This is a genomic window from Pseudoalteromonas sp. 2CM37A (genome assembly GCF_023161885.1).
Classification (GTDB): domain Bacteria; phylum Pseudomonadota; class Gammaproteobacteria; order Enterobacterales; family Alteromonadaceae; genus Pseudoalteromonas; species Pseudoalteromonas atlantica.
Window position 1 is genome coordinate 553,675 of the sequence record NZ_JALNTJ010000002.1, and the last position, 22,550, is coordinate 576,224.

The 22,550-nt window shown below is 40.5% G+C and carries 18 protein-coding genes; 8 read left to right on the forward strand and 10 right to left on the reverse strand.

Annotation, left to right across the window (positions count from 1 at the left end):
- Position 1 precedes the first annotated feature (1 nt).
- The 3 genes from betI to MTF68_RS06170 all read right to left on the reverse strand — a co-directional run bounded on the left by betI (position 2) and on the right by MTF68_RS06170 (position 1,554).
- On the reverse strand, positions 2–577 hold the full coding sequence (gene betI / locus MTF68_RS06160; RefSeq protein WP_024031790.1) for a transcriptional regulator BetI: 576 nt from the start codon (positions 575–577) through the stop codon (positions 2–4).
- A gap of 414 nt (positions 578–991) precedes the next feature.
- Entirely contained in the window at positions 992–1,297 is a 306-nt protein-coding gene (locus MTF68_RS06165) for a hypothetical protein (protein ID WP_004586449.1), read from the reverse strand.
- A complete protein-coding gene (locus MTF68_RS06170) occupies positions 1,297–1,554 on the reverse strand; it encodes a DUF3081 domain-containing protein (protein WP_024031788.1) in 258 nt (85 codons plus the stop codon). Before MTF68_RS06170 ends, MTF68_RS06165 begins: the two co-directional genes overlap by 1 nt.
- A 146-nt stretch (positions 1,555–1,700) precedes the next feature.
- On the opposite strand from MTF68_RS06170, the gene MTF68_RS06175 reads away from it, so the two are divergent.
- Positions 1,701–2,981: a flavohemoglobin expression-modulating QEGLA motif protein gene (locus tag MTF68_RS06175; protein WP_248462001.1), complete on the forward strand. Its 1,281-nt coding sequence runs from the start codon at positions 1,701–1,703 to the stop codon at positions 2,979–2,981.
- A gap of 159 nt (positions 2,982–3,140) precedes the next feature.
- Here MTF68_RS06175 and MTF68_RS06180 read toward each other — a convergent pair whose 3' ends face one another.
- The 6 genes from MTF68_RS06180 to MTF68_RS06205 form a co-directional block, all read right to left on the reverse strand.
- Positions 3,141–4,364 (reverse strand): type III PLP-dependent enzyme, encoded by a 1,224-nt coding sequence (locus MTF68_RS06180; protein ID WP_248462002.1) that lies wholly within the window; start codon positions 4,362–4,364, stop codon positions 3,141–3,143.
- 293 nt (positions 4,365–4,657) lie between these two features.
- On the reverse strand, positions 4,658–5,512 hold the full coding sequence (locus MTF68_RS06185) for a transporter substrate-binding domain-containing protein (RefSeq protein WP_121638485.1): 855 nt from the start codon (positions 5,510–5,512) through the stop codon (positions 4,658–4,660).
- 56 nt (positions 5,513–5,568) lie between these two features.
- The gene (locus MTF68_RS06190) at positions 5,569–6,372 is read right to left on the reverse strand and encodes a DUF1338 domain-containing protein (RefSeq protein ID WP_248462003.1); all 804 of its coding nucleotides are present in this window, start codon (positions 6,370–6,372) and stop codon (positions 5,569–5,571) included.
- 27 nt (positions 6,373–6,399) lie between these two features.
- Entirely contained in the window at positions 6,400–7,866 is a 1,467-nt protein-coding gene (astD, locus tag MTF68_RS06195; protein WP_248462004.1) for a succinylglutamate-semialdehyde dehydrogenase, read from the reverse strand.
- A 7-nt stretch (positions 7,867–7,873) separates the two neighbouring features.
- The gene (astA, locus tag MTF68_RS06200; RefSeq protein ID WP_024031782.1) at positions 7,874–8,908 is read right to left on the reverse strand and encodes an arginine N-succinyltransferase; all 1,035 of its coding nucleotides are present in this window, start codon (positions 8,906–8,908) and stop codon (positions 7,874–7,876) included.
- 45 nt (positions 8,909–8,953) lie between these two features.
- Positions 8,954–10,159: an aspartate aminotransferase family protein gene (locus MTF68_RS06205; protein WP_248462005.1), complete on the reverse strand. Its 1,206-nt coding sequence runs from the start codon at positions 10,157–10,159 to the stop codon at positions 8,954–8,956.
- 182 nt (positions 10,160–10,341) lie between these two features.
- Between MTF68_RS06205 and MTF68_RS06210 the strand changes: the two genes are divergently transcribed.
- Together MTF68_RS06210 and MTF68_RS06215 are read left to right on the forward strand one after the other, a co-directional pair.
- Positions 10,342–10,770, forward strand: coding sequence for an Lrp/AsnC family transcriptional regulator (locus MTF68_RS06210; RefSeq protein WP_004586440.1), 429 nt, complete (start codon positions 10,342–10,344; stop codon positions 10,768–10,770).
- A 128-nt stretch (positions 10,771–10,898) separates the two neighbouring features.
- Positions 10,899–12,071 carry a cellulose-binding family II protein gene (locus tag MTF68_RS06215; protein WP_248462006.1) on the forward strand — a complete coding sequence of 391 codons (1,173 nt, stop codon included), beginning with the start codon at positions 10,899–10,901 and terminating at the stop codon, positions 12,069–12,071.
- A 72-nt stretch (positions 12,072–12,143) separates the two neighbouring features.
- Here the strand turns inward: MTF68_RS06215 and MTF68_RS06220 are convergent, their stop codons facing one another.
- Positions 12,144–13,067 carry a hypothetical protein gene (locus MTF68_RS06220; protein WP_248462007.1) on the reverse strand — a complete coding sequence of 308 codons (924 nt, stop codon included), beginning with the start codon at positions 13,065–13,067 and terminating at the stop codon, positions 12,144–12,146.
- Between the two features lie 372 nt (positions 13,068–13,439).
- On the opposite strand from MTF68_RS06220, the gene MTF68_RS06225 reads away from it, so the two are divergent.
- The 5 genes from MTF68_RS06225 to MTF68_RS06245 are packed head-to-tail and all read left to right on the forward strand — an operon-like array spanning position 13,440 to position 22,547.
- Positions 13,440–13,742 (forward strand): isoamylase early set domain-containing protein, encoded by a 303-nt coding sequence (locus MTF68_RS06225; protein ID WP_004586437.1) that lies wholly within the window; start codon positions 13,440–13,442, stop codon positions 13,740–13,742.
- A gap of 9 nt (positions 13,743–13,751) precedes the next feature.
- A complete protein-coding gene (gene malQ / locus MTF68_RS06230; protein WP_248462008.1) occupies positions 13,752–15,749 on the forward strand; it encodes a 4-alpha-glucanotransferase in 1,998 nt (665 codons plus the stop codon).
- A complete protein-coding gene (glgB, locus tag MTF68_RS06235) occupies positions 15,742–17,961 on the forward strand; it encodes a 1,4-alpha-glucan branching protein GlgB (RefSeq protein ID WP_248462009.1) in 2,220 nt (739 codons plus the stop codon). Before malQ ends, glgB begins: the two co-directional genes overlap by 8 nt.
- Positions 17,954–20,017, forward strand: a complete 2,064-nt coding sequence (glgX, locus tag MTF68_RS06240; protein ID WP_248462010.1) for a glycogen debranching protein GlgX — start codon at positions 17,954–17,956, stop codon at positions 20,015–20,017. Before glgB ends, glgX begins: the two co-directional genes overlap by 8 nt.
- The gene (locus tag MTF68_RS06245; RefSeq protein ID WP_248462011.1) at positions 20,010–22,547 is read left to right on the forward strand and encodes a glycogen/starch/alpha-glucan phosphorylase; all 2,538 of its coding nucleotides are present in this window, start codon (positions 20,010–20,012) and stop codon (positions 22,545–22,547) included. Before glgX ends, MTF68_RS06245 begins: the two co-directional genes overlap by 8 nt.
- Positions 22,548–22,550 lie beyond the last annotated feature (3 nt).

Genomic DNA, 22,550 nt, shown 5'->3' on the forward strand with positions numbered 1-22,550 from the left:
GCTAGGCTCCATATTGCTTGATGAGTGAATGTACATAGCTTTTTGCTAATGTTTCACTGTGTTTAAATTGGTTTTCGTCAGATTGACTTAATACTGCTCTTAACCATAGGCCATCAATCATGGCGGCGCTAAGTTCTGCAGCTTGTTTTGCTTGCTTTACGGGCATTAGTTGCTTAAAAGAAAATGCTAAATTACTTTGCAAGCGATTACTGTTTACATTTTGCAGCCTGTGCAGTTCTTGATCGTGCATTGACTGCGCCCAAAAACTTAACCACGTACGCGTGGTGTCATTGCGCTGTTGAACAAGTGCAAAGTTGGCCTCAACAATAAACATCAAACGCTCAATTGCGCTGGTGGTTGGCTCAACTTTTTCAATTAATTCATTTTTTAAATTCGATAACAAATACCTAACGGTTGCCTCTATTAACCCCTGCTTGCCACCAAAGTAATGGCTAATAATGCCAGATGATAAACCTGCATTTTTACTGATGGTGTTAATGGTTGTTCCTTGCAAACCGCGCTGTGCAACTGACTCAATGGTCGCGTCAATTAGCTGCTGACGCCTGACAGGTTCCATTCCGACTTTAGGCATAATTTTTATTAATTGAACGTTCAATAAAGATAAGCTTAATGTAATAGCTCTAACAATTCAAGGCGCAAGTAAACAACCAGATACCAAGATGTAGATGGATTATTAATAAAAACGGGTTAATTTGTAGTAGTGCCATATGCAGGTCTTTATTAATAAAATTACTTATATTCAATGAGTTATGTTTTAATTTTTAAATGGTAAAAATAGTAAGGATTTGTTTACGGGGTATGAGTAATAAAAAAGATAAATATTCGTTAGAATGGTAATAGTTAGAGTACGAAGGGTATTTTAAATAAGCAAACGTAACCATTTTACATGTTTAATTAGTGTACTAATTAAAAAAGTAGCAGTGTGTAATGGCTATAAGAGGAGGGGTTAAGGTTAAAAAAGGCGTGTAAATTAGGCGCTATTAATAACGCCTTTAAATAATAGTGGGTAGCGTCTAAGGCGATTGCCTATGTAATCATCGGCTAAGATTTGTTGGCATATAAAATTAACATCGTTACTGGCCTCAAACACCCAGTCAAAGCGTTCAATAGCCAGCAAAAAACCGCGTTTAAGGTGAGTCTGTTCGCGGTATTCATTTAGGTTTCGACGGATTATCTCCAGCTTTTCTGGGTGCGCTTGCAGCTCAGTAATTACCTGGTTTATAAACGTGGTGGTTTGCTTGTTTGTGGTGCGTTTACGAATGCGTCTTGGCTGCATTATTCCTCATTAGCAATGTTGTATAGTTTTTTTAAAAAGTCGTCTTTATGTTTGTCATGCTCATAATCTAGGTGATAAGCATTATGAAACCCAAAGCGTAACAATACGCCGCTACCTTCTAAGTAAATAGTGTAGCCGTCAATGTCAGAGTAAGCCGTAACACCTTGATAATGTTTACCAATATCATTTTGTTTACCGCGCTGCTGAATACGTTCGTACACAGAGAGGATCTGCTTGTTATCGAGTTCGTTTTTCATCATTAACCCTTTATTGTTTAAAGCTATTACGTTTTATATATGAGGGTCGATCACCGTAAAAACAATGGCTAAAAAGCGCTAAAATAATCTTGCTATTAACTGGTTTTACCTTATGTTCAAGCCTCATTTTTTGTTGAGCTTACACTATGATAGACAAGGCTTTACTGCTTAAAACTCGCGAACTGTCAGAGCAATTAATTGCTTTACAAACACCCATTAGAATACTCGATGCCATTAACTGGGATAAACAAATCAAAGAGGCGTTTTTTAGGCAAAAGTGCCAAAAAAATCCGCTAATCGATAGCGCCTATTACCAGCAACGAGATTTAGGATTTGTCCCCAGCGAATTACGCCAAGCGTTTTCTAACTTGCACCGCAATATTATTAACCAGTTAGGTCAGCTAAATCCTATTTCTCAATACATGGGTAAAATGTGTAGCGAGTATAAAACGGTGCTCAGTATGCTTGAGTATAGAGGAACGCCTGAGTTTCATGATTTGTCGGTAGAGCTTTTTGGTCACCCAAAAGATTTATTTCATGCAGGTGAACCTTCACTGTTAGAACTTGCCAATATGCTAGAAAAACCACTGCAAAACTTATTAATAGCCGATATTTTGCCTGATGATCCTAAAAATATTAATGCAAGTGATGCCGTGCGTATTTTATCTGAGCAAGTGAATAGCAGTATGGCGGGTATTAATGTAGAGGTTATGCTCAGCGATGGGATTGTCAGTGATGCTGCTGCAGGTGCAAATAACATTAAGCTAAATCAAGATGTTAAATTCTCCCGGCGTGAGCTCGATATTTTAGAAGTGCACGAAGGGTGGATACACGTAGGTACAACGCAAAACGGGCTAGCTCAGCCTTATTTAACCTGTTTAAGTAAAGGGACGCCAAGTTCAACAGTGACTCAAGAAGGCTTAGCTGTTTTAACCGAAATAATTACCCTTAAATCAACACCTAGGCGTTTATCAAAGTTAGTAAATCGTATTCAAGCAGTTACTAAAGTGATTGATGGTGCAGAGTTTGTTGATATATACCGTGACTACTTAGCGCAAGGGCTTTCAAAAGATGAAAGCTATACGTTAGCACAACGTGTTTTTAGGGGCAGCACGGCAACAGGCTTACCTTTTACTAAGGATATTGCTTACATTAAAGGATTTGTGCTGGTATATAACTTAATTCGTGTTGCTATACAGCTTGGGCGCATTGATCAGCTGCCATTATTGTTGGTCGGAAAAATATCTATTGATGATTTTAGACTTATATCGCAATTACATAGTTTAGGTGTAATAGACAGTCCAAAATTTGTACCACCACATTTTAAAGATTTACGAGGTTTAGCAACGTGGCTAAGCTTTGGCAGATTTATAGGTGACTTATCGTTTGAACAGTTAGAAAACGACTATAAACCATTATTTTTGTAATAAGTAGCGCAGGTTGCTTTTATTAGAGCCTGCTCTGTTGAGCAAAAAGGTAAAAAGCCCCAGTTATTTAATGCAATAAAAAAAACGCAGTTGGAATGAGCAACTGCGTTGAAATGTATAGGTACAAGCCAGCGTACCTATAGCGAGGAACTTATTTTCTTAACCTGTTAATACTTGGCTGTGCATTTGCTCGTTTAATACAACGACCTCAGCACGTTTAAAAAAGTTAAAGTCGGTTGCTGTAGCAAGTGTGTAGGCACCCATCATACGGCTAATAATTAAATCGCCATTGTTTAGTTTTGGCAGCATAATTGAATCACTTATTACATCTATACTGTCGCATGTTGGGCCTGCAAGTACCGACTCAAAACGCTCCCCATCTTGTTTTGCACTATCGATAGGGTAGGCTGCTTCATCAAACATTAAACCGCTAAAAGAGCCATAAACGCCATCATCTAAGTAGTACCATGTTTTACCTTCGCGCGTGGCTTGTCCCATTACAGAGGCAACACTGGTTACACTACTTGCTACAATAAAACGGCCAGGTTCAGCAATAATTTGCATTGTTTCCGGTAATTGTGCCAACGCGATATTAATAGGCGCACAAAATACATCAATTGGTAGCACATCTGCGCTGTACGGCACAGGAAACCCACCACCAATATCGAGCGTACTAAGTGCTGGTAAGCCTAACTCAGCCACCTGTTTAATCACTTTTGCAGATGCATTTATCGCTTCAACGTATTTAGTTGGGTTAGGTGATTGCGAGCCAACATGAAACGATAACCCTTTAATACGAATACCAAGTTGCTGGGCAAGGCTAATAATGTCGATTGCCGCCTCTGGGCTGCAGCCAAACTTTTTAGACAAATCAGCAAATGCATCTTTATTACGAAAGCTTAAACGCACTAAAATTTCGGCTTGATCTTTATAGGCAATAAACTTTTCAAGCTCGTTAATGTTATCCACCACAAACACTGTACAGCCGTAGGCAAGTGCGTCGCGAATGTCACTGTCGCGCTTTATTGGGTGCGTGTGAATTGTACGCTCGCTTGGTACGCCTTGGCTTGCTACTAAGTCAACTTCGCCACTGGTTGCTAAATCAAAGCTTGCGCCTTCATCTAACAAAGTGCGCACGACAGCAGCATGCGGTAAAGGCTTTAAAGCAAAATGTAACACAACGCCAGGCAGTGCATGTTTAAGTGCACGGTATTGACGACGTATAGCGTCGCAGTCAAGCACCATTAGAGGTGCGCCAAATTGCGAAGCAAGTTGTTCAATGTGGGCAATACACGGTTGCGCGTAATCAATTGCTTGATTTGCAGCAACCGCTGCTGCAGGTACTTTAGTTACGGTGTCTTGTCGTTGTGTTGATAAAGCCATTTTATTTTCCGAGTCAATTAAGCAACTGCTCGGGTATGGTGTATCCACGAGTCAGTTGAGTGAGATCAATAGTGCAAACGCACAGTCAAATTCACTCTTGGATAGTTGCTCTATCGCCTTGCTACAAACGGGGTTTGTAATGTACTCGGATTGGCTATCATCAAGAAGCGGCGAGATAATAATGTAGGTTTTTATCCAGCGCAATAAAAATTTTAAATAAATTTAAAATAATTTATTTGCTATTAAAATCATTGGCTTATGTTGATTTGTGGTGTTTATCTTGACGATTGATTTTACTCATCAGAGGTTAAGTATACGTGCTCTTGAGAGTAAGCAAGCATCATAGCGCTAGATGTATCAGCACTATAGGCTTGTTGTAAACTTTTTTGTAAGCGGTCGTAAATTTCGGGGGTGTTCATTAAAATATTGATGGTTTTTATTACTTTTTCGCCAAGCTCTGACTTACTACATGCAAAGTAGCCATTAACAAATTCTGGAAATTCAGCTATTTCACGGCTATCTATTTGTTTTAGTTGCTCATTGGTGAGTGCACCAAGTACGTTAACCTCGTAATCAACAATCATGTCTATTCTATTATGGATGAGAAGTTGAGGCAGTTGAGAGCTGGTATCTTCTGAGCTTATCGCTGCAATTTGCTCATTATACTTTGTTAAAACAGGCTCAAGTTTTTGGTAACTCGTTCCTGAGTCAACGGCAAGGGTAAAATCTTTTTCTAGTAGTTGAGCAACAGAGACTCGTTCAGGAAAGTTTTGTAAGGTGCGTTTAAATGCGTATATTTTTCGTTGCTCGTAAATAGTTGTTGGTATATTTGAGAACAAAATATGTTTTTCACGCTCGGGTGTTTTTATTATATCGTAGCTGCATACTGCTTCATTACCCATAAGCCGCTTGATTAAACGTGCTTGGTTGGTCCACTGCAATTTAGTATTAATTGTATGATTGAGCAGGCTTTCGAACGTTTTATCTGAGTTTAAAAAGCCATCAGTAGACGCATTCGCTCTAGAGAGTAATGTAAGTGGTTCATTTGCATGGCTCAATGATGATATAAGCAGTACATGCAAGATAATCAAAAATTTAGTAAATACAGGCATAAAACTTAGTGTAAATGTTCTAAATATTTTTGTCATAAAAAAAAGCCCAAACGGGCTTTTTTTAAGTTAAAACATTAAGGCATGTTTTATTTTTAACGCGCGTTAGTGCTTTCAAAGATTTTATCAGCAGAGGCTGCAACAAACCCCGTGTAAAGCTCGCCATCGGCTTTAGGGTATCTAATGGCAAACTCATAAAAACAGCTAGGGATGCGCAGTTCGCCGTCGCTAAAGGTGACAGCATACTCATCTGCAAGGGTTGATGATTGCTCTAATAATACCTCTGGTGAGCCTTTTACTTCGCCGCCTGATGTATTTAGGGCGAAGCCTGCGTCTTTAAGTGCTTGGTTAACATCCTGAATATTATCAAACTTAGCAAGCATATTAATATTTACAGTAAAGTGGTTTGCACGGTAGCCCCATGCCGACATCCACGCTGCGTACTCACTTTCAGCAAGTAACTGCTTGTATGTGTCGCTACTTACTTGCCAATGGGTACCTGAGTATAAAAAGTTATCGGCAGTTACTGCGTTTTCATCTATTTGCTCTACCATATCTGTCACAATGGCTTGTAACTCTGGTGAACACTTTTCAACTAATAGCTCAGAAATAAATACTTTAGGTTGCTTAGGATCGCTATGCTCGTAGTGTTTAGCATAGAGCTTTTTAGCTTCAAAGTGGTATTCACCACACTCTGTATAACCAAGTGCTAAAAAGTGCGCGGCTAGTTTTTCTAGGCCTACTTTTTCAATATTAAAGGTCCGCAGCGCAATATGGTCGTTAATAATGTCATCTTTTTGCGTTGAGCCTAATAAATCATGAATTTTATCTGCCGAGGGGGTAACGGCTAAATAGTTATCCCATAGGTTTTCAAATAATGTATTTACGTTAGTGTGCATGTTAAATCCTTAAATTGGGTTATTCACTTATTCAATTACTAAGCCTGGCGCTAAAGTTTGTGGCAGGTTTACCTTATCGGCCTCAACTGATGCTACAGGGTAGGCACAATAATCAGCGGCATAATACGCACTGGCTCGGTGGTTACCACTTGCGCCTATGCCACCAAACGGTGCTGCACTAGAGGCACCCGTAATAGGGCGGTTCCAGTTGACAATGCCGGCACGAATGCGCTTTAAAAAGTGGCTGTAATCATCTTCGTTATCGCCAAGTAAGCCTGCAGATAAACCAAAGCTGGTGTTATTAGCCTCTGCTATTGCGCTGTCAAAGTCGTTGTAGCGATACACTTTAATGAGCGGGCCAAAGTGTTCTTCATCGGCCATGTTGGTAATGTTAGTTACATCAATAATACCTGGGCTTACAAACCCAGTGCCTGCTTTTAGCTGCTTAAGCTCAACAAGTATTTCGCCACCACTTGCAACTAATTCTTTTTGCGCTGCAACCATGCCTAAGGCGGCTTTTTCGCTGATCATGGCACCCATAAATGGTTGATCGCTTGCAAAGCTGTCATCAACAACAATGTTTTTAGTTGCGCTAACAAGTTTTTCTAAAATAGCATCGCCATTGAGCGATTTTTCAATAAACACGCGGCGTGCACAGGTACAGCGCTGGCCAGAAGTAATAAAGCCCGATTGAATAATATCGTGCACTGCAGCGCTTACATCGGCTACATTTTTAACGATTAATGGGTTATTACCGCCCATTTCAAGCGCTAATATTTTACCTGGGTGGCCTGCAAACTGTTTATGTAATAAATGGCCGGTGTTTGAGCTGCCGGTAAAAAATAAGCCGTCTATGTTTTGATGCGAAGCAAGAGCTTTACCTGTTTCTACTTCACCTTGCACTAGGTTAATAACACCTGCTGGTAAGCCTGCTTTTAACCAAAGTGATAAAGTAAATTCAGCAACGTGAGGGGTTAGCTCAGACGGTTTAAATACCACGGTGTTACCCGCTAAAATAGCCGGTACAATATGGCCATTAGGTAAATGCCCAGGAAAGTTATACGGGCCAAATATAGCCACAACGCCGTGTGGTTTATGGCGTATAAAGGCTTTAGCACCCGGCATTGGGTTTTCAGTGGTGCCGGTACGCTCGTTGTACGCTTTAATCGAAATGGCCACTTTACCTGTCATAGCGCCTACTTCTGTGCGTGTTTCCCAAAGAGGCTTGCCGGTTTCGCGCGCTATAATGGCTGCAAATTCTTCGCTGTGCTCTTTTAATTGTGCTACAAAGTTTTCAAGTATGGTTATACGCGACTCAATAGGCGTATCTGCCCATTGTACTTGTGCGGCTCTAGCTGCATTGATTGCAGCATCTACTTGCTCAGCTGTTGCGCCATTACCTTGCCATACAACTTTGCCGTTACTCGGATTAACAGAGCTAAAAGCGTGGCCTTGGCCTGAATGCCATTGGTTATTTATAAGGTGTGTGTTCATATTTGTTTTACAGGCGGAAAAAACGCGCTGCATCTCCTTGGGATAAATTAAGGGCATCAGCCACTTCTTGGCTTATTACTAATGTGTGTTTAGCGTGGTTATAGTGGGCGTGCTGGGTAAAGGTTGCTCTAAACCCACTTACACCTTGATTGCAAACGGCTAAAGTATCTGAGCTGTGCTGGCTAATATGTTCCAGCTCGCCAATAGTAATAGGGCAAACTTGAGATTCACGAATACTGCGAATATTACCAAGCTTGGCTTCTACCGTTGGGCCTGCATCAAACAAATCAACGTAGCCACGGTGCTCAAAACCTTCTTTTTCGAGCAGTTTAAGTGCCGGTTTAGTTTTTTCATGCACGTTGCCAATCACTGCTTGGGCTTTTTTACTTAGTAGATTGACGTAAATAGGGTATTTAGGCATTAACTCACTAATAAACACTTTATCGCCAAGCCCTACTAAATGATCGGCCTTGGGAAACTCAATACTAAAAAAGTGCTCTTGCAGCCACTGCCAAAACGGTGAATGACCATCTTCGTCACTTACGCCGCGCATTTCAGCAATCACGGTATCGGCAAAGCGTTCGCTGTGCTGCGCCATAAATAAAAAGCGTGAGCGTGATAAAAAGCGCCCGGTTAAGCCTTTACGGCTGTTTTCGCGCAAAAACAAAGTACATATTTCAGAGCATCCGGTGTAATCGTTACACATGCTTAAAATATCAACGGTGTTATAAACATTAAGTGTAGGCGAGTGGTGTACTGTTTTACCTAAATGGTAATGGTACAAAGGCACAGATAAACCAACAGCGGCTTCTATGGCGGTTGTGCCAATGACCTCACCTGTTTCACTGTCTTCTAAAACAAATAGGTAGCTTTCATCTAACGGCTGATTGATATTTTTAGCAAAGCTTTTTTCGGCGCGGTCTATTTTGTCTTTTAATAGCTGGTCGTCCACCGGAAGTGAGGTAAACCCATGGCCCGATTCAATCGCAATTTGCTTAAGTGCAGCAAAGTCTTCAGTGGTAATAGGACGTAATACTTGCATTTATTACTTGCTCCAACAGCGCGCCCTAAGGCGCGCTTAATTAAATTAGCCGTTTACTACGTCGCTTACTGCTTTTTCAAAGCGTGCTAGGCCTTCTTTAATATCTTCAAATGGAATAACTAAAGAAGGGGTAAAACGAATAACATTCATGCCTGCAACAAGGTTCATTAAACCATTGTTAGCACTGGCAACTAAAAAGTCACGTGCACGGCCTTCAAATTTATCGTTTAATACCGCACCAATAAGTAAACCTTTACCACGTACTTCACTAAATACGTTGTATTTTTCGTTTATTGCATTTAAACCATCGCGAAATAGTTGTTCACGCTCTTTAACGCCGTTGAGTACACCCGGTGTGTTTACGGTGTCAAATGCAGCTTCTGCTACTGCACAAGCTAGTGGGTTACCACCGTACGTAGAGCCGTGCGTACCAACTTTTAAGTGCTCTGCGATATGAGTACGAGTGATCATAGCGCCAATAGGAAAACCACCGCCTAAAGCTTTAGCTGTCGTTAAAATATCGGGCACTACACCTAAACCTTCGTAAGCGTATAAATCGCCAGTGCGGCCAACGCCTGTTTGTACTTCATCAAAAATTAGCAGTGCATTGTGTTTAGTACATAACTCGCGTACTTTTTTAGCAAATTCGTCGGTAGGTGAAATAATGCCGCCTTCACCTTGTAGTGGCTCCATCATTACGGCACATGTTTTATCGCTAATAAGTGCTTCAAATGCTGCAATATCGTTATAATCACAATGCATAATGTCGCCAGGTTTAGGGCCAAAGCCATCAGAGTAAGCAGCTTGTCCGCCCACCGTTACAGTAAAAAATGTACGGCCGTGAAACCCTTTATTAAAGGCAATAATTTGCGATTTTTCTTCGCCGTGTTCGTCAAGTGCAAAACGACGAGCAAGCTTAAGAGCCGCTTCGTTGGCTTCTGCGCCTGAGTTTGCAAAATACACTTTATCTGCAAATGTCGCTTCAACCATTTTTTGTGCTAAACGCAGGGCTGGCTCATTAGTCATCACATTTGATAAGTGCCAAATTTTTTCGCCTTGCTCTTTTAAAGCAGATACAAGCGCTGGGTGACAGTGGCCTAAACAATTAACGGCAATACCGCCTGCAAAATCAATAAACTCATTGTTATTTTGATCCCACACACGTGAGCCTTCGCCGCGCACTGGAATAACTGCCGACGGATTGTAGTTTGGCACCATTACATCGTTAAATAAGTCTCTTGTTACTTGCATTATGTACACCTAAAAATTGTGAATATTGAATAAAGATTAGCAAAATAAAAACGTTAGCGTTTTCTCAGCTAGGTAATTTTTTTTATTAAGCACTATTATCGAAGGTTGTAGGTTAAATTTGCAGTGCTATTTTGTGAAAAATGATTACAATAAAAGTCAAAATAACGAAATTAATAAGCAATATGATAACTCCACAAGACGAAAAGCTACTTTCAATTTTAAAAACCAATGCAAGAGCCAGTATTTCTGACTTGGCACGCATGCTTAATTTATCGCGATCTACCGTGCAAAGCCGTATGTTAAAACTTGAAGAAACAGGAGTTATAAAAGGCTATAGCGTAGACTACGGTGAAGACTATTTGACCAGTATGGTCTCGGCTCATGTATCTATAAAGGTGATGCAAAAACTCACCACTAAAACCAATTTAGAACTTAAACAGATTGATGCTATTTCCCAGCTTTATGCCATAAGTGGGGAGTTTGATTTAATTGCTGTAGTGCAAGCGCAAAACTTAGAAAAGCTAAGCCATTTACTTGATGATATAGGTAATTTAGATGGGGTAGAGCGCACAACGTCGTCAGTGATTTTAGAAACAAAATTTAAGCGTTAAAGTTAAGTGTTACTAAAGCGAAAGGTTACCTATTGATTTAACTTAATATTTAATTTTATCGAAGTTAGGTATTTTGGTAAAGCCTTACTATACTTATTGTAATTAACACAATTATTTAGCAATGGATTATGCCCACAACGTTATTTTTTGCACTTTTAACTTTAACTGAACCCTTAAAATTTGGTACCAATGTATCGCTTACAACACCAGATAATGCGGTTAACCAAGTGCAATGCATTTTACACAATATGGACATGCCATTTGAGTTGCAATCGTTACCTTGGCTGAGGGCTCGTCGTGAGGTAAAACTGGATAGGTTAGATGGGTATTTTACAACGCATTTAACTTCTGAAATGAGCCAGCATGGTAAGTTGTCATCACCTATTTACCTAGAAAATTGGTACTGGTTTACTCACCCCGATAGCGTTAATAAAGACCCGAAAAAATTACGTTATGGCGTGGTCCATGGCAGCTATCAAGCTAATTGGTTTAAAACGCAAAATATTACCTCGCTGCTTGAAGTAAACTCGCTGGAAGAAATAGTAAACGTACTTCACCATCATAGAGTAGACAAAGTATTACTTGATTTAGATGATTTTAATAATGCTGCCGATCACTTAGGTATTGGCGCTTCTTCCTACCCGCGCTCATTTTATCGTTATGTGCCTTTAGGTGTTTTTGCTGCTAATAAGCTTATTAATTCGCACCCTTCTTTTTTAGAAAAATTCAACGAAACGATTCCTCAATGTGCCCCTGCACCGTTTTATTTATCACAGGGTGAACAAGTACAAATACTAAATACGTTGTTAGAGCCAATAAAGGCGTTAATTTCACAGCCCATAATTACCGATGCCGCGGCGCAAAGTAACCATATAAAGCTGAAAAACAAAGCGCTTAAACTCGCTGACGAGCTTTGGATAAAAGAAGTTAAAACACATCAACATGATTTAGCTAAAAATATGCTATTTACTGATGCTTCATTATATTTAAAACAATGGCAAAGGCAGTTCAAAGGCATAATTACCGAAATTATAGTGACAGATAAGCAAGGTAAAAATGTGGCTATAAGCAAAATCACCAGCGATTATTGGCAAGGGGATGAGAATAAATTTAGCCTCGTATACCAGCAGTCTTTAGCGTATCGCTTTGACAGTGTTGAATATGATGCTTCAACACATCATTTTCAGGTGCAATTAAGTCTACCGATAAAAAATGCCAAGGGCGATCATATTGGCGTTATTATTTTGGGAGTTGATGTAGAAAAAGCGCTGCACTCATTTAATAACAACGCATTAAATTAATAGCGTGTGCAGCGTCTTATTAAAGCCCGCGTGTATAGCAAAATTTTGTGTAAATATTGTATAGCTATTTATTTACAGAGCCTTTGGCGCTTGTCTGATAACGGTTTTTTGTGCTTCGTTTAATTTAATAACGTAAGCATTTCCTCCTACCAGCCCTTTAAATTCTTCATCGGTAAAAATAAGCGTATTATCGTCATAAAAGGTGATCGCTTCTTTTTGCGTAACAATACCTAAATCGATTCGAGACACATCACCAGAAAAAAACTTGTCGCCTTTAAAGTTTTCGAACAGCCAAATGCTTGTAGAATCAAGTAACACAAGTTTAGTCCTGTCAGGGCTAAGAGCAGCGGATGTGATCCAACAGAGTTTTTCTAGAGTTGTGCATGTTTTAAATGAATCAATTAACTGAGCATCAAAATTGGCTGCATGATCGCCCACTTTATAAACATTGGTTATGCCATCGAAAGGTTCGGTTCTATTTTTGGTAAATAAATATAAATGGCGTTTGTATTCTACAAAGGCTTCTAAATCAAAGTTGCGTTTGTTAGGAGTAATGGGAGTGCCATCCATTTCAGGATAGGTAAACTTAATAATTTCGGCTTCGGTGGTCTCTGTTTTTATATCTATTGGGTTTTCTATTTTATAGATAGTTAACCACTTTCTGTCGTTTTTATTATTGCCAAAATCACCTAAGAAAAAATGACCAAATTTATTTTGCGTCATGTCTTCCCAGTCTATATTTTTAGCATTCGTAACAAGGATTTCTTTTTCAATAGCGCCATCTTCGCCCAGGCGATAAAGTTTTGGGTCGTCACCGCCATCATTAATCGCCCACAAACGCTTTTTTTTATCAAACTCAATGCCTGAAATTTCTTTTAATTTAGGGTCTACTGATAATTGCTTTTTACTATAAAGGGTATATACAGAAAGGCTTACAAAGGAGGCAAGTGCAATAAATACAATTACCGTAGTAAATAAAATGCTTTTTTTCAACATGAAATTTTTGGTATTTCAGAGACGTAAGATGCTGTGTATTATTACTTAAGCACACTGATAACGAAAGAATTTTATAGGTTAGTGTGAACCTTTATACGATTTTTTGCTCAATATATTAATAATGAAAAATGATTAAGTTGGTTTAATACTTGCTGTACATTAGTTTGTCATTAATAAGCGAAAATTTTTATCGTAATCGCACCTTATATGTGCAGCTAAAAACTTTTTTGCACTGTAATAATGCGTAAATAAAAGTTTGTTTAAATTACCCGCGTTTAATGATGTTTAAATGCACCCCACATCGCCCTTTAAAGTGTTGTATCGGCCCTGTGGCAAAGATTAAGTACCCTTTTGGTTTAGTTGGAGCCTACTATGTTGAATAAACGTTTTTTCAAAACAAAAAATGAAGCTGAAGTTACCTTTGAGTTTACCCACCCTGATGCAGAGCAAGTAAGTTTACTTGGCGAATTTACCGATTGGCAGCCGGTGCCTATGAAGCTTAATAAAAAAGAAGGGGTATTTAAATGTAAGCAACGCTTGCCAGTTGATCAGCAGTTTCATTTTCGTTATTTAATTAATGGTGATATTTGGGATAACGACCACCAAGCAGATGACTACCTACCTAATACATTTGGCACAGAAAATAGCATAGTGAACACTCAACGCATAAATTAAGGCGAGTAAATGGACGCACTTTCGCAGTTGTTTTATCTGCACGGTATCGGTTATGAGTTTACTAAATACACGGGCGAGCAGGTTATATTTAGCGAAGACACGCGCAAACGTGCCTTACAATGTTGTGGTGTAAATACCGAAGATGAACACCAAATAGCACAGCTTAATTATCAATTAGATGTTGCGCCTTGGTTAGAGTTAGCACCCGATACCAGCTTAGTGAATTTAACTGATAACCTTTTTTATATTCGCATAGATGAGCGTCAACGTGATTTACCTGTTGCGATAACGTTGCCACAGTTAAACGTTACCTATGAGCGTGCTAACTTACATAATTTGGCCATCACTGGCGATTACTATGTACATGGCGTGCGTTATATTGAAGTAGCAGTGCCTTTAGGGGCTATTCCGGTAGGTTATCATCAGGCGCTGGTTAGTGTAGGGGAGCAAAGCAAAGAAATTCAATTGTGGGCCACCCCAGAAAAAGTTTTTCAAGTAGATGATACTAAGCGCACTGGACTTTCGCTGCAGTTGTACACAGTTAAAAACAAAGCAGGCCTAGGTATAGGGGATTTTAATGATTTACTAGAGCTATGTGATTTATGTGCGCAGCAGCACATGGACTACATATTACTCAACCCATTACATTTGCTGTTTGCACAGCAAAGTGAGCGAGCCAGCCCCTATAGCCCTAATAGCCGTGCGTTATTAAATCCTTTGTACATTTGTGTTGAACTATCAGCTGATGCTAAAAACAATCCACAATTAGATGCTTTGTTACACAGTGATGAGGTAAAAGCGCTTTTTAACAGCAATGAACAGTTTATAAATTATGAAAAAGTAAGCGCAGTTAAATATACATTATTTAAAGCGCTATTTAGTCATTTTGAAGCACATGCCAGCGCTTCACGACGCGATGAGTTTGCCCAGTTTTGCAAACAAAACGCCCAGACCCTAACTACGCTAAATTCAGCCAATCCTACCTTTGATTACTACTTACAATGGCAGGCTAAATTACAATTAAGCCATTGTCAGCAGCACTGTTTAAATAAAGGCATGGCAATAGGTTTAATTAATGACCTTGCTGTTGGTTGTGCAGGAGATGGCGTTGAGTATCAATCTCAGCAATCACTTTTTAGTGATAATGCCAATGTTGGCGCACCGCCAGACCCTTGGGCGCAAGCAGGGCAAAATTGGGGGCTGCCTGCGCTTAACCCGCAACAATTAAAAAATGATCACTTTGCCTTTTATCGCTCACTTATTAGCGCAAACATGCAAGGCGTTGGCGGTTTGCGCATTGATCATGTTATGGCACTAAGGCGCTTATGGTGGTGCTTTGAAAATAACCATACACAAGATGGCTGTTATGTTTATTACCCTTTCGAGCACTTCTTGGCTATTTTAAAAATAGAGTCTCACCTTAATCAGTGCATAGTAATAGGTGAAGACTTAGGCATAGTCCCGCCCGAGGTAAAACACGCACTTGCTGTGAGTGGTATTTATTCAAATAGCTTATTTTATTTTGAAAAACAACATGATGGTGAGTTTTTACCGTTACAAGAATTACCTAAGCATTGTTTAATTATGATAGCGAATCATGACGTACCGCCATTTTGCGGCTGGTGGCAAACAGATGATTTAGATATTAAACGCCAGTATCAGCTTATTGATGATCAGCAGTACCAACAGCAATTGCACGAACGACAACAAGAAAAACAACGATTACTGCGTTTTATACAGTTACATAGCGCAGAGCAACTTAGCGAAACTAGCGATGCTATGTGCGTTTACGGTGAACTTGCCAAAGCACTTGCACACAGTGAGACCCGTTTATTTGCACTTCAGCTTGATGATTTAGATAAACAAACGTATCCGGTGAATATACCCGGTACTAATACCGAATACCCAAATTGGCGCCGTGTTTTAACTCATTCAAGCAACGCTATTTTTAAAAATAATGCCAGTACCTTGGCTGCAGTTAATTCAATAAGGAAAGGATATGAGTAGTACCGCACCAAAGGATTCATTACAGACCCATTACGACGCACAGGTAACTGCACTTCAAGGCGGCAGATTTAAAGACCCTTTTAGTTTTTTAGGGGCGCATGCTTATAAAAATGGCTACGAAATACGCGTGTATTTACCCGCAGCTAAAAATGTAAATATTATTATTAATGATAAAAAAGTTATTGCTAAGCGTTATAACAGTAGCGATTTATTCATTGCAACAAGCAACGAAATGCCCACGCAACCTTATAAGTGTAACGTTGAATATGCAAACTCAGCATTATGTTTTTACGATGAATATAGCTTTGCAAGCAGCCTAGATACAGATGCAATGTATTTATTTAACGAAGGCAGTTTAGAGCATGCATATAAACATTTAGGCGCACACTTTATTAATCAACAAGGGGTTGATGGAGTGCGTTTTTGTGTGTGGGCGCCAAATGCAGCCAGTGTATCTGTTATTGGCGAATTTAACCTTTGGCAAGCTAATCGTCATTATATGCGCTTTCATCCTGCATGTGGTGTGTGGGAGCTTTTTATCGCAGGGCTTCAGCCCGATACCTGTTATAAATTTTCTATTGTGACACAGCAAGGCGATGTGCTTGAAAAAGCAGATCCGTTTGCCTTTAAAATGCAGCAAGCTCCGGGTACGGCCAGTGTATTACAACAGCAAGCAGCTGCTATTTCGCTGAGTGATAGCGAGCTTAAAAATCGTCAAAAGCGTAACCATATAGACGCGCCGGTAAGTATTTACGAAGTGCACTTAGGGTCATGGCAAAGGGCTGAAGAAAACCGCTATTTAAGCTATAGCGAACTTGCCGACAAACTGGTTAATTACACGGTTGAAATGGGCTTTACGCATATTCAATTAATGCCAATAAGTGAATACCCGTTTGATGGCTCTTGGGGTTACCAGCCAGTAGGGTTGTTTGCACCAACTAGTCGCTTTGGTGATTACAGCAGTTTTAAATACTTTGTTCAGCAGTGCCACAAAGCAAACTTAGGCGTGCTACTTGATTGGGTGCCTGGGCATTTTCCTAGTGATCCGCATGGTTTACACCACTTTGACGGCACGCATTTATTTGAACATGCCGATATTCGACAGGGCTTTCATCCTGATTGGAATACCTATATTTATAATTACGACCGCCCGGAGGTTAAAAGCTTTTTAATCTCTAATGCGATGTATTGGCTAGAGCAATTTGGCCTTGATGGACTGCGCGTAGATGCGGTGGCTTCAATGCTTTATTTAGATTACAGCCGCAAAGAAGGTGAATGGGTTGCCAATTGTTATGGTGGGCGAGAAAACCTAGGCGCTATTGAGTGCTTAAAGCAGGTAAATTTGCGTAGTTATAAAAACAATCCGGGCATTATGATGGTGGCTGAAGAGTCGACCGCGTGGCCGGGAGTCACTCAAAGTGTTGATCACAATGGCTTAGGCTTTGGCTACAAGTGGAATATGGGGTGGATGAACGACAGCCTTCATTACATGCAACATGACCCGCTTTATAGGCAGCATCATCATCACGAAATGACGTTTTCTATGGTGTACGCATTTAGTGAAAATTACATTTTACCGCTAAGTCATGACGAAGTTGTACATGGTAAAGGTTCGCTAATTGAAAAAATGCCCGGTGATGATTGGCAAAAATTTGCCAATTTACGTGCGTATTACGCTTTTATGTGGGCGCATCCCGGTAAAAAACTGTTGTTTATGGGCGGCGAAATAGCACAGCGAAAAGAGTGGGATCACAATCATTCTATTGATTGGCATTTGCTAGAGCATAAAAGCCACCGCGGTATACAAAACACTGTACAAGCGCTTAATACTGTTTATAAAAAGTCGCCTGCACTGTATGAACTCGACTCAAGCCCTGCGGGTTTTGAATGGATAGATAACAACAATAATGAGCAAAGTATATTTAGTTTTGTACGTTATGCTAAAAATGCCCACGACTTTATTGTAGTAGTAGCAAACTTTACGCCTGTTTCTTATCAAGAGTATGAAATTGGGGTACCCGCAGCGGGTAAGTATAAGGTTATTTTAAACACCGATGATGACGCTTTTTTTGGCTCAGGTATTAAAGTAACAGCAAACAAAAACGCCACGGTTAGTAGCGTTAAGGCAAGCGCTCATGGCTTTTCGCATAGCATTAAAATTGCAATGGGCGGGTTAACGACTATTTATTTACAAAAGGTTGAAGATGAGTAATCGATTTGAGGTTTCACATGGGCAACCGCATCCACTTGGCGCAACTATTAGCAGTGGCGGCGTTAACTTTAGCTTGTACGCACCTAAAGCAACACAAGCTTATGTGTGCTTATTTGATAAAAGTGGGCACTCAGAAATATTAAAAGTAACCATGCATATCAACGAAGGCGGTATATGGACAGCCCATGTAGCGCCCTTAGCCGAAGGCGCATTATATGGTTATCGCGTAGAAGGGGAGTACAGTCCTGAAAAAGGTCTGCTGTTTAACGAGCACAAGTTGCTGATTGACCCTTATGCAAAAGACTTATTTGGCGAATTTACATGGAGTGAGCGCCACTATGGGCAAATGCCTATTGGCACGAAAAGCACCGTTAATAATGCCATTGATATACCTAAATCACGGGTTGTTAATAGCCAGCCTTATAAACATAAAAAGCCAAACCATAGCTGGTCTAATACCGTTATTTATGAGTGCCATGTAAAAGGCGCCACGTGCCGACACCCTAATATTCCTAAAAATTTGCAAGGCAAGTTTTTAGGTCTAAGCCACCCTAGCTTTATTGAGCATTTGCATAATTTAGGGGTTACCGCACTAGAGCTGCTCCCTGTACATGCTTTTATAAGTGAGCAGTTTTTAACAGCAAAAGGGCTGCAAAATTATTGGGGCTACAACACGCTTAACTTTTTTACCCCGCATAAAGATTATTTAGTTGATGATGACATTAACGAATTTAAGCGCATGGTTAGCGAGCTTCATAAAGCGGATATAGAGGTTATTTTAGATGTGGTTTATAACCACACCGCAGAAGCGGGCGCCGATGGGCCGATTTTATCTCTCAGAGGGCTAGATAACCTAGCTTATTACCGAACGGTGGCTGATAAGCCACAGGTGTATATAAACGATACAGGCTGTGGTAACACCATTAATATTGATCATCCTAAAACCTTAAAGCTGGTACTTGATAGCTTACGTTATTGGGTGCAAGTAATGGGAGTAGACGGATTTAGGTTTGATTTAGCCACCATTTTAGGCCGAAATGCCCATGGTTTTAATAGCGCCCATGCGTTTTTTCAAGCCATTGAACAAGACCCTGTATTAAGCCGTGTAAAGCTTATTAGTGAGCCCTGGGATATAGGGCCAGGAGGTTATCAACTGGGGGCTTTTGCTGCACCTTGGCGAGAGTGGAATGACCAATACAGAGATGTAATACGCCGATTTTGGCAAAGCGAAGAAGGCGTTATTGCAAATGTAGCAAAACGTATTCATGGCTCATTTGATATTTTTGAGCACAGCCAGCGCGGGCCGCTAAACAGTATTAATTTTATTACCAGCCATGATGGTTTTACGCTTGCCGATTTGGTGAGTTATGAGCATAAACATAATGAAGCGAATGGCGAGCAAAATCGCGATGGCCACAGCGCTAATCATTCCACCAATTGTGGTGTTGAAGGATTTACTAATGATGCCAAAATTATTGCCCTGAGGCTGCAGCAACAAAAGAACTTTTTACTTACGCTAATACTCTCAAAAGGGGTGCCTATGATTGCCTCAGGCAGTGAAATGGGTCACTCGCAAGGGGGCAATAATAATGCGTATTGTCAAAATAACCGCACCAGTTGGTTGGCATGGAAAGACTCACAGCTAAATCATTCACTAACCCGATTTATTGACGATGCACTAAAAATAAGGCGTGGTCACAGTGCGTTTAAACACAGTGTGTTCTCAGAAGATATTGACGAGCGCTTTACGGTTAAATGGTTTACCGAGCAAGGCGTAAAAATGACCAACGAGCATTGGCACGAACCGCAGCGCCAGTTTTTAATGTATAGCTTGTTAGATAAGCAAAATAAATACGCCTTATTAATCATTTTAAATGCGAGTAAAAAAACAGTTTTTTGTAAGTTACCCCCATCGCCTATCGCGGCGCAATGGGACATGGTTTTATCAAGTGTACATAACGCATCGCTAAGCAGTAAAGAGGATGCAATAGTCGAAATTTCAGCACAAAGCAGCTGGGTTTTTAGTGCAAATTTAGAGGACGATGGTCATGTCTAAGCAAGACGAAAATGTGTGTGTGGTAAAAGGGTGGCAAGAAGGCCCTGTAATTGATGAAAGCACTTTAAAAGATGATTTAACTCGGCACTTTTATTACAGTTTAGGGCGTGACAAAGTGGGTGAGTCGCAACTGTATTTATATCATGCGCTTGCGCTGACAATCAGAGATCGGCTGGTTGCACGTTGCAGAGAAACCAAACAACAAATCAAGCAAGAAAAACGCCGTAAAACAGCTTACCTATCTCTAGAATTTTTAATGGGTAGAGCACTTGGTAATGCAATTTTAAATCTCGACTTAGACGAACAAGTCTCCAGTGCACTGCAAGAGTATTGCACCACAATTGAAACCGTAGCCCAGGCAGAGCACGATGCAGGGCTAGGTAATGGTGGCCTTGGGCGTTTAGCTGCCTGCTTTTTAGATAGTTGTGCAAGCCTTGCGCTTCCCGTGGTTGGTTACGGTATTCGCTACGAATACGGCATGTTTAACCAATCATTAAAAAATGGCCACCAAGTTGAGCAACCCGATAACTGGCTTCGTGAGGGGCACCCGTGGGAGCTTGCCGCGCCTGAGCAATCACAACGAGTGAAGTTTTTTGGGCACGTACAAAGTTATACCGACAAACATGGGCGCGAACACCGTCAATGGGTTGGTTGTCACGACGTATTAGCTGTGCCATATGATGTGCCTATTCCTGGTTATAAAAACGACATTGTTAATACGCTAAGGCTATGGAAATCAGAAGCGACCGACGAATTTAACTTAACCGAGTTTAATGCGGGGAGTTATTCAGAAGCGGTAGCGCAAAAAAACCTAGCAGAACAAATCACAATGGTGCTTTACCCAAATGACAGCAGTGAAAATGGTAAAGAGCTTAGATTGCGCCAACAGTACTTTTTATCATCAGCGAGTATTCAAGATATCGTATCGCAATGGGTTGAACAATACGGCGAAGACTTTAGTGACTTTGCTGCACATCATGTATTTCAATTAAACGATACGCACCCAAGTATTGCCGTGGCAGAGTTAATGCGCATTTTAGTTGATGACTACGAGCTTGATTGGGATAACGCGTGGGAAATTACAACCAGCACAATGGCTTACACTAACCACACGCTATTGCCAGAGGCATTAGAAAAATGGTCAGTGCCGCTTTTTGCGAAACTATTGCCGCGAATTTTAGAAATTATTTATGAAATAAACGCCCGCTTTTTAGCGCAAGTGGCACAGCATTGGCCTGGCGATGCAAGTAAACAGCGCGCGCTTTCGTTAATTGAAGAAGGCGACGTGCCGCAAATACGCATGGCTTATTTAGCGATTGTGGGTAGCTATTCGGTAAATGGTGTGGCCGCACTACATACCCAACTTTTAAAAGAAGGGCTATTTAAAACCTTTTACGAGCTTTGGCCTAACAAGTTTAATAATAAAACCAACGGGGTTACCCCAAGGCGTTGGTTAGCACACTGCAACCCGGCCTTGAGTCATTTAATTACAGAAAAAATTGGCTCAAAATGGGTTAGCGATTTTGCAGATATAAGCCAATTACGCCGCTACTTCGACGACACCGCGTTTCATCAGCAATGGCAAAATGTTAAACGCGAAAATAAACAACGTCTCGTCGATTTAGTGAAAGAGCGCTGTGGTGTTGATTTTGATGTAGAGATGATGTTTGACGTACAAGTTAAACGTATTCACGAATACAAACGCCAGTTATTAAATGTACTTCATGTTATTCATTTATACGATCGTATACGCCGAGGCGATACCACAAACTTAGTACCACGTTGTGTGCTGCTAGGGGGTAAAGCCGCCCCTGGTTATTACATGGCTAAAAAAATAATTAAGTTAATTAATAACGTAGCTGAGGTTATTAATAAAGACCCACTTGCAGCGCCTTATTTACGAGTTGCCTTTTTGCCAAATTATAATGTAACCGCAATGGAAACTATTTGCCCTGCAACCGATTTATCAGAGCAAGTATCGACCGCAGGTAAAGAAGCATCAGGCACTGGTAACATGAAGTTTATGATGAATGGTGCGCTTACTATTGGCACGTTAGATGGGGCGAATATTGAAATTAGAGACGCTGTTGGCGCTGATAACTTCTTTTTGTTTGGTGCGCAGGCTCATCAAATTGATGATATTAAATCGCGATATAACCCTTCTCATTTAATAGAGCAAAACAGCGACCTAAGCCATGTAATGCAGTTACTCGAAAGCGGGCAATTTAACCTGTTTGAGCCTAATTTATTTGACGACATTATTAATGCTATTAAAAGCCCTCACGATCCGTGGTTGGTTGCACATGACTTTGAAAGCTATGTGGCAGCGCAAAAGCAGGTAGAGGCTGCGTATCAAGACCAAACGCATTGGACGCAAATGAGTATTTTAAATACGGCCGCAAGCGGCATATTTTCAAGCGATAGAACCATAAGCCAATACAGTGAAGATATTTGGCACCTAACCCCCCTAACTATTAGTGAAACAGACTTACACGCAACTACGAGCCATGCCACTAAGAGCAAAGACTAAACG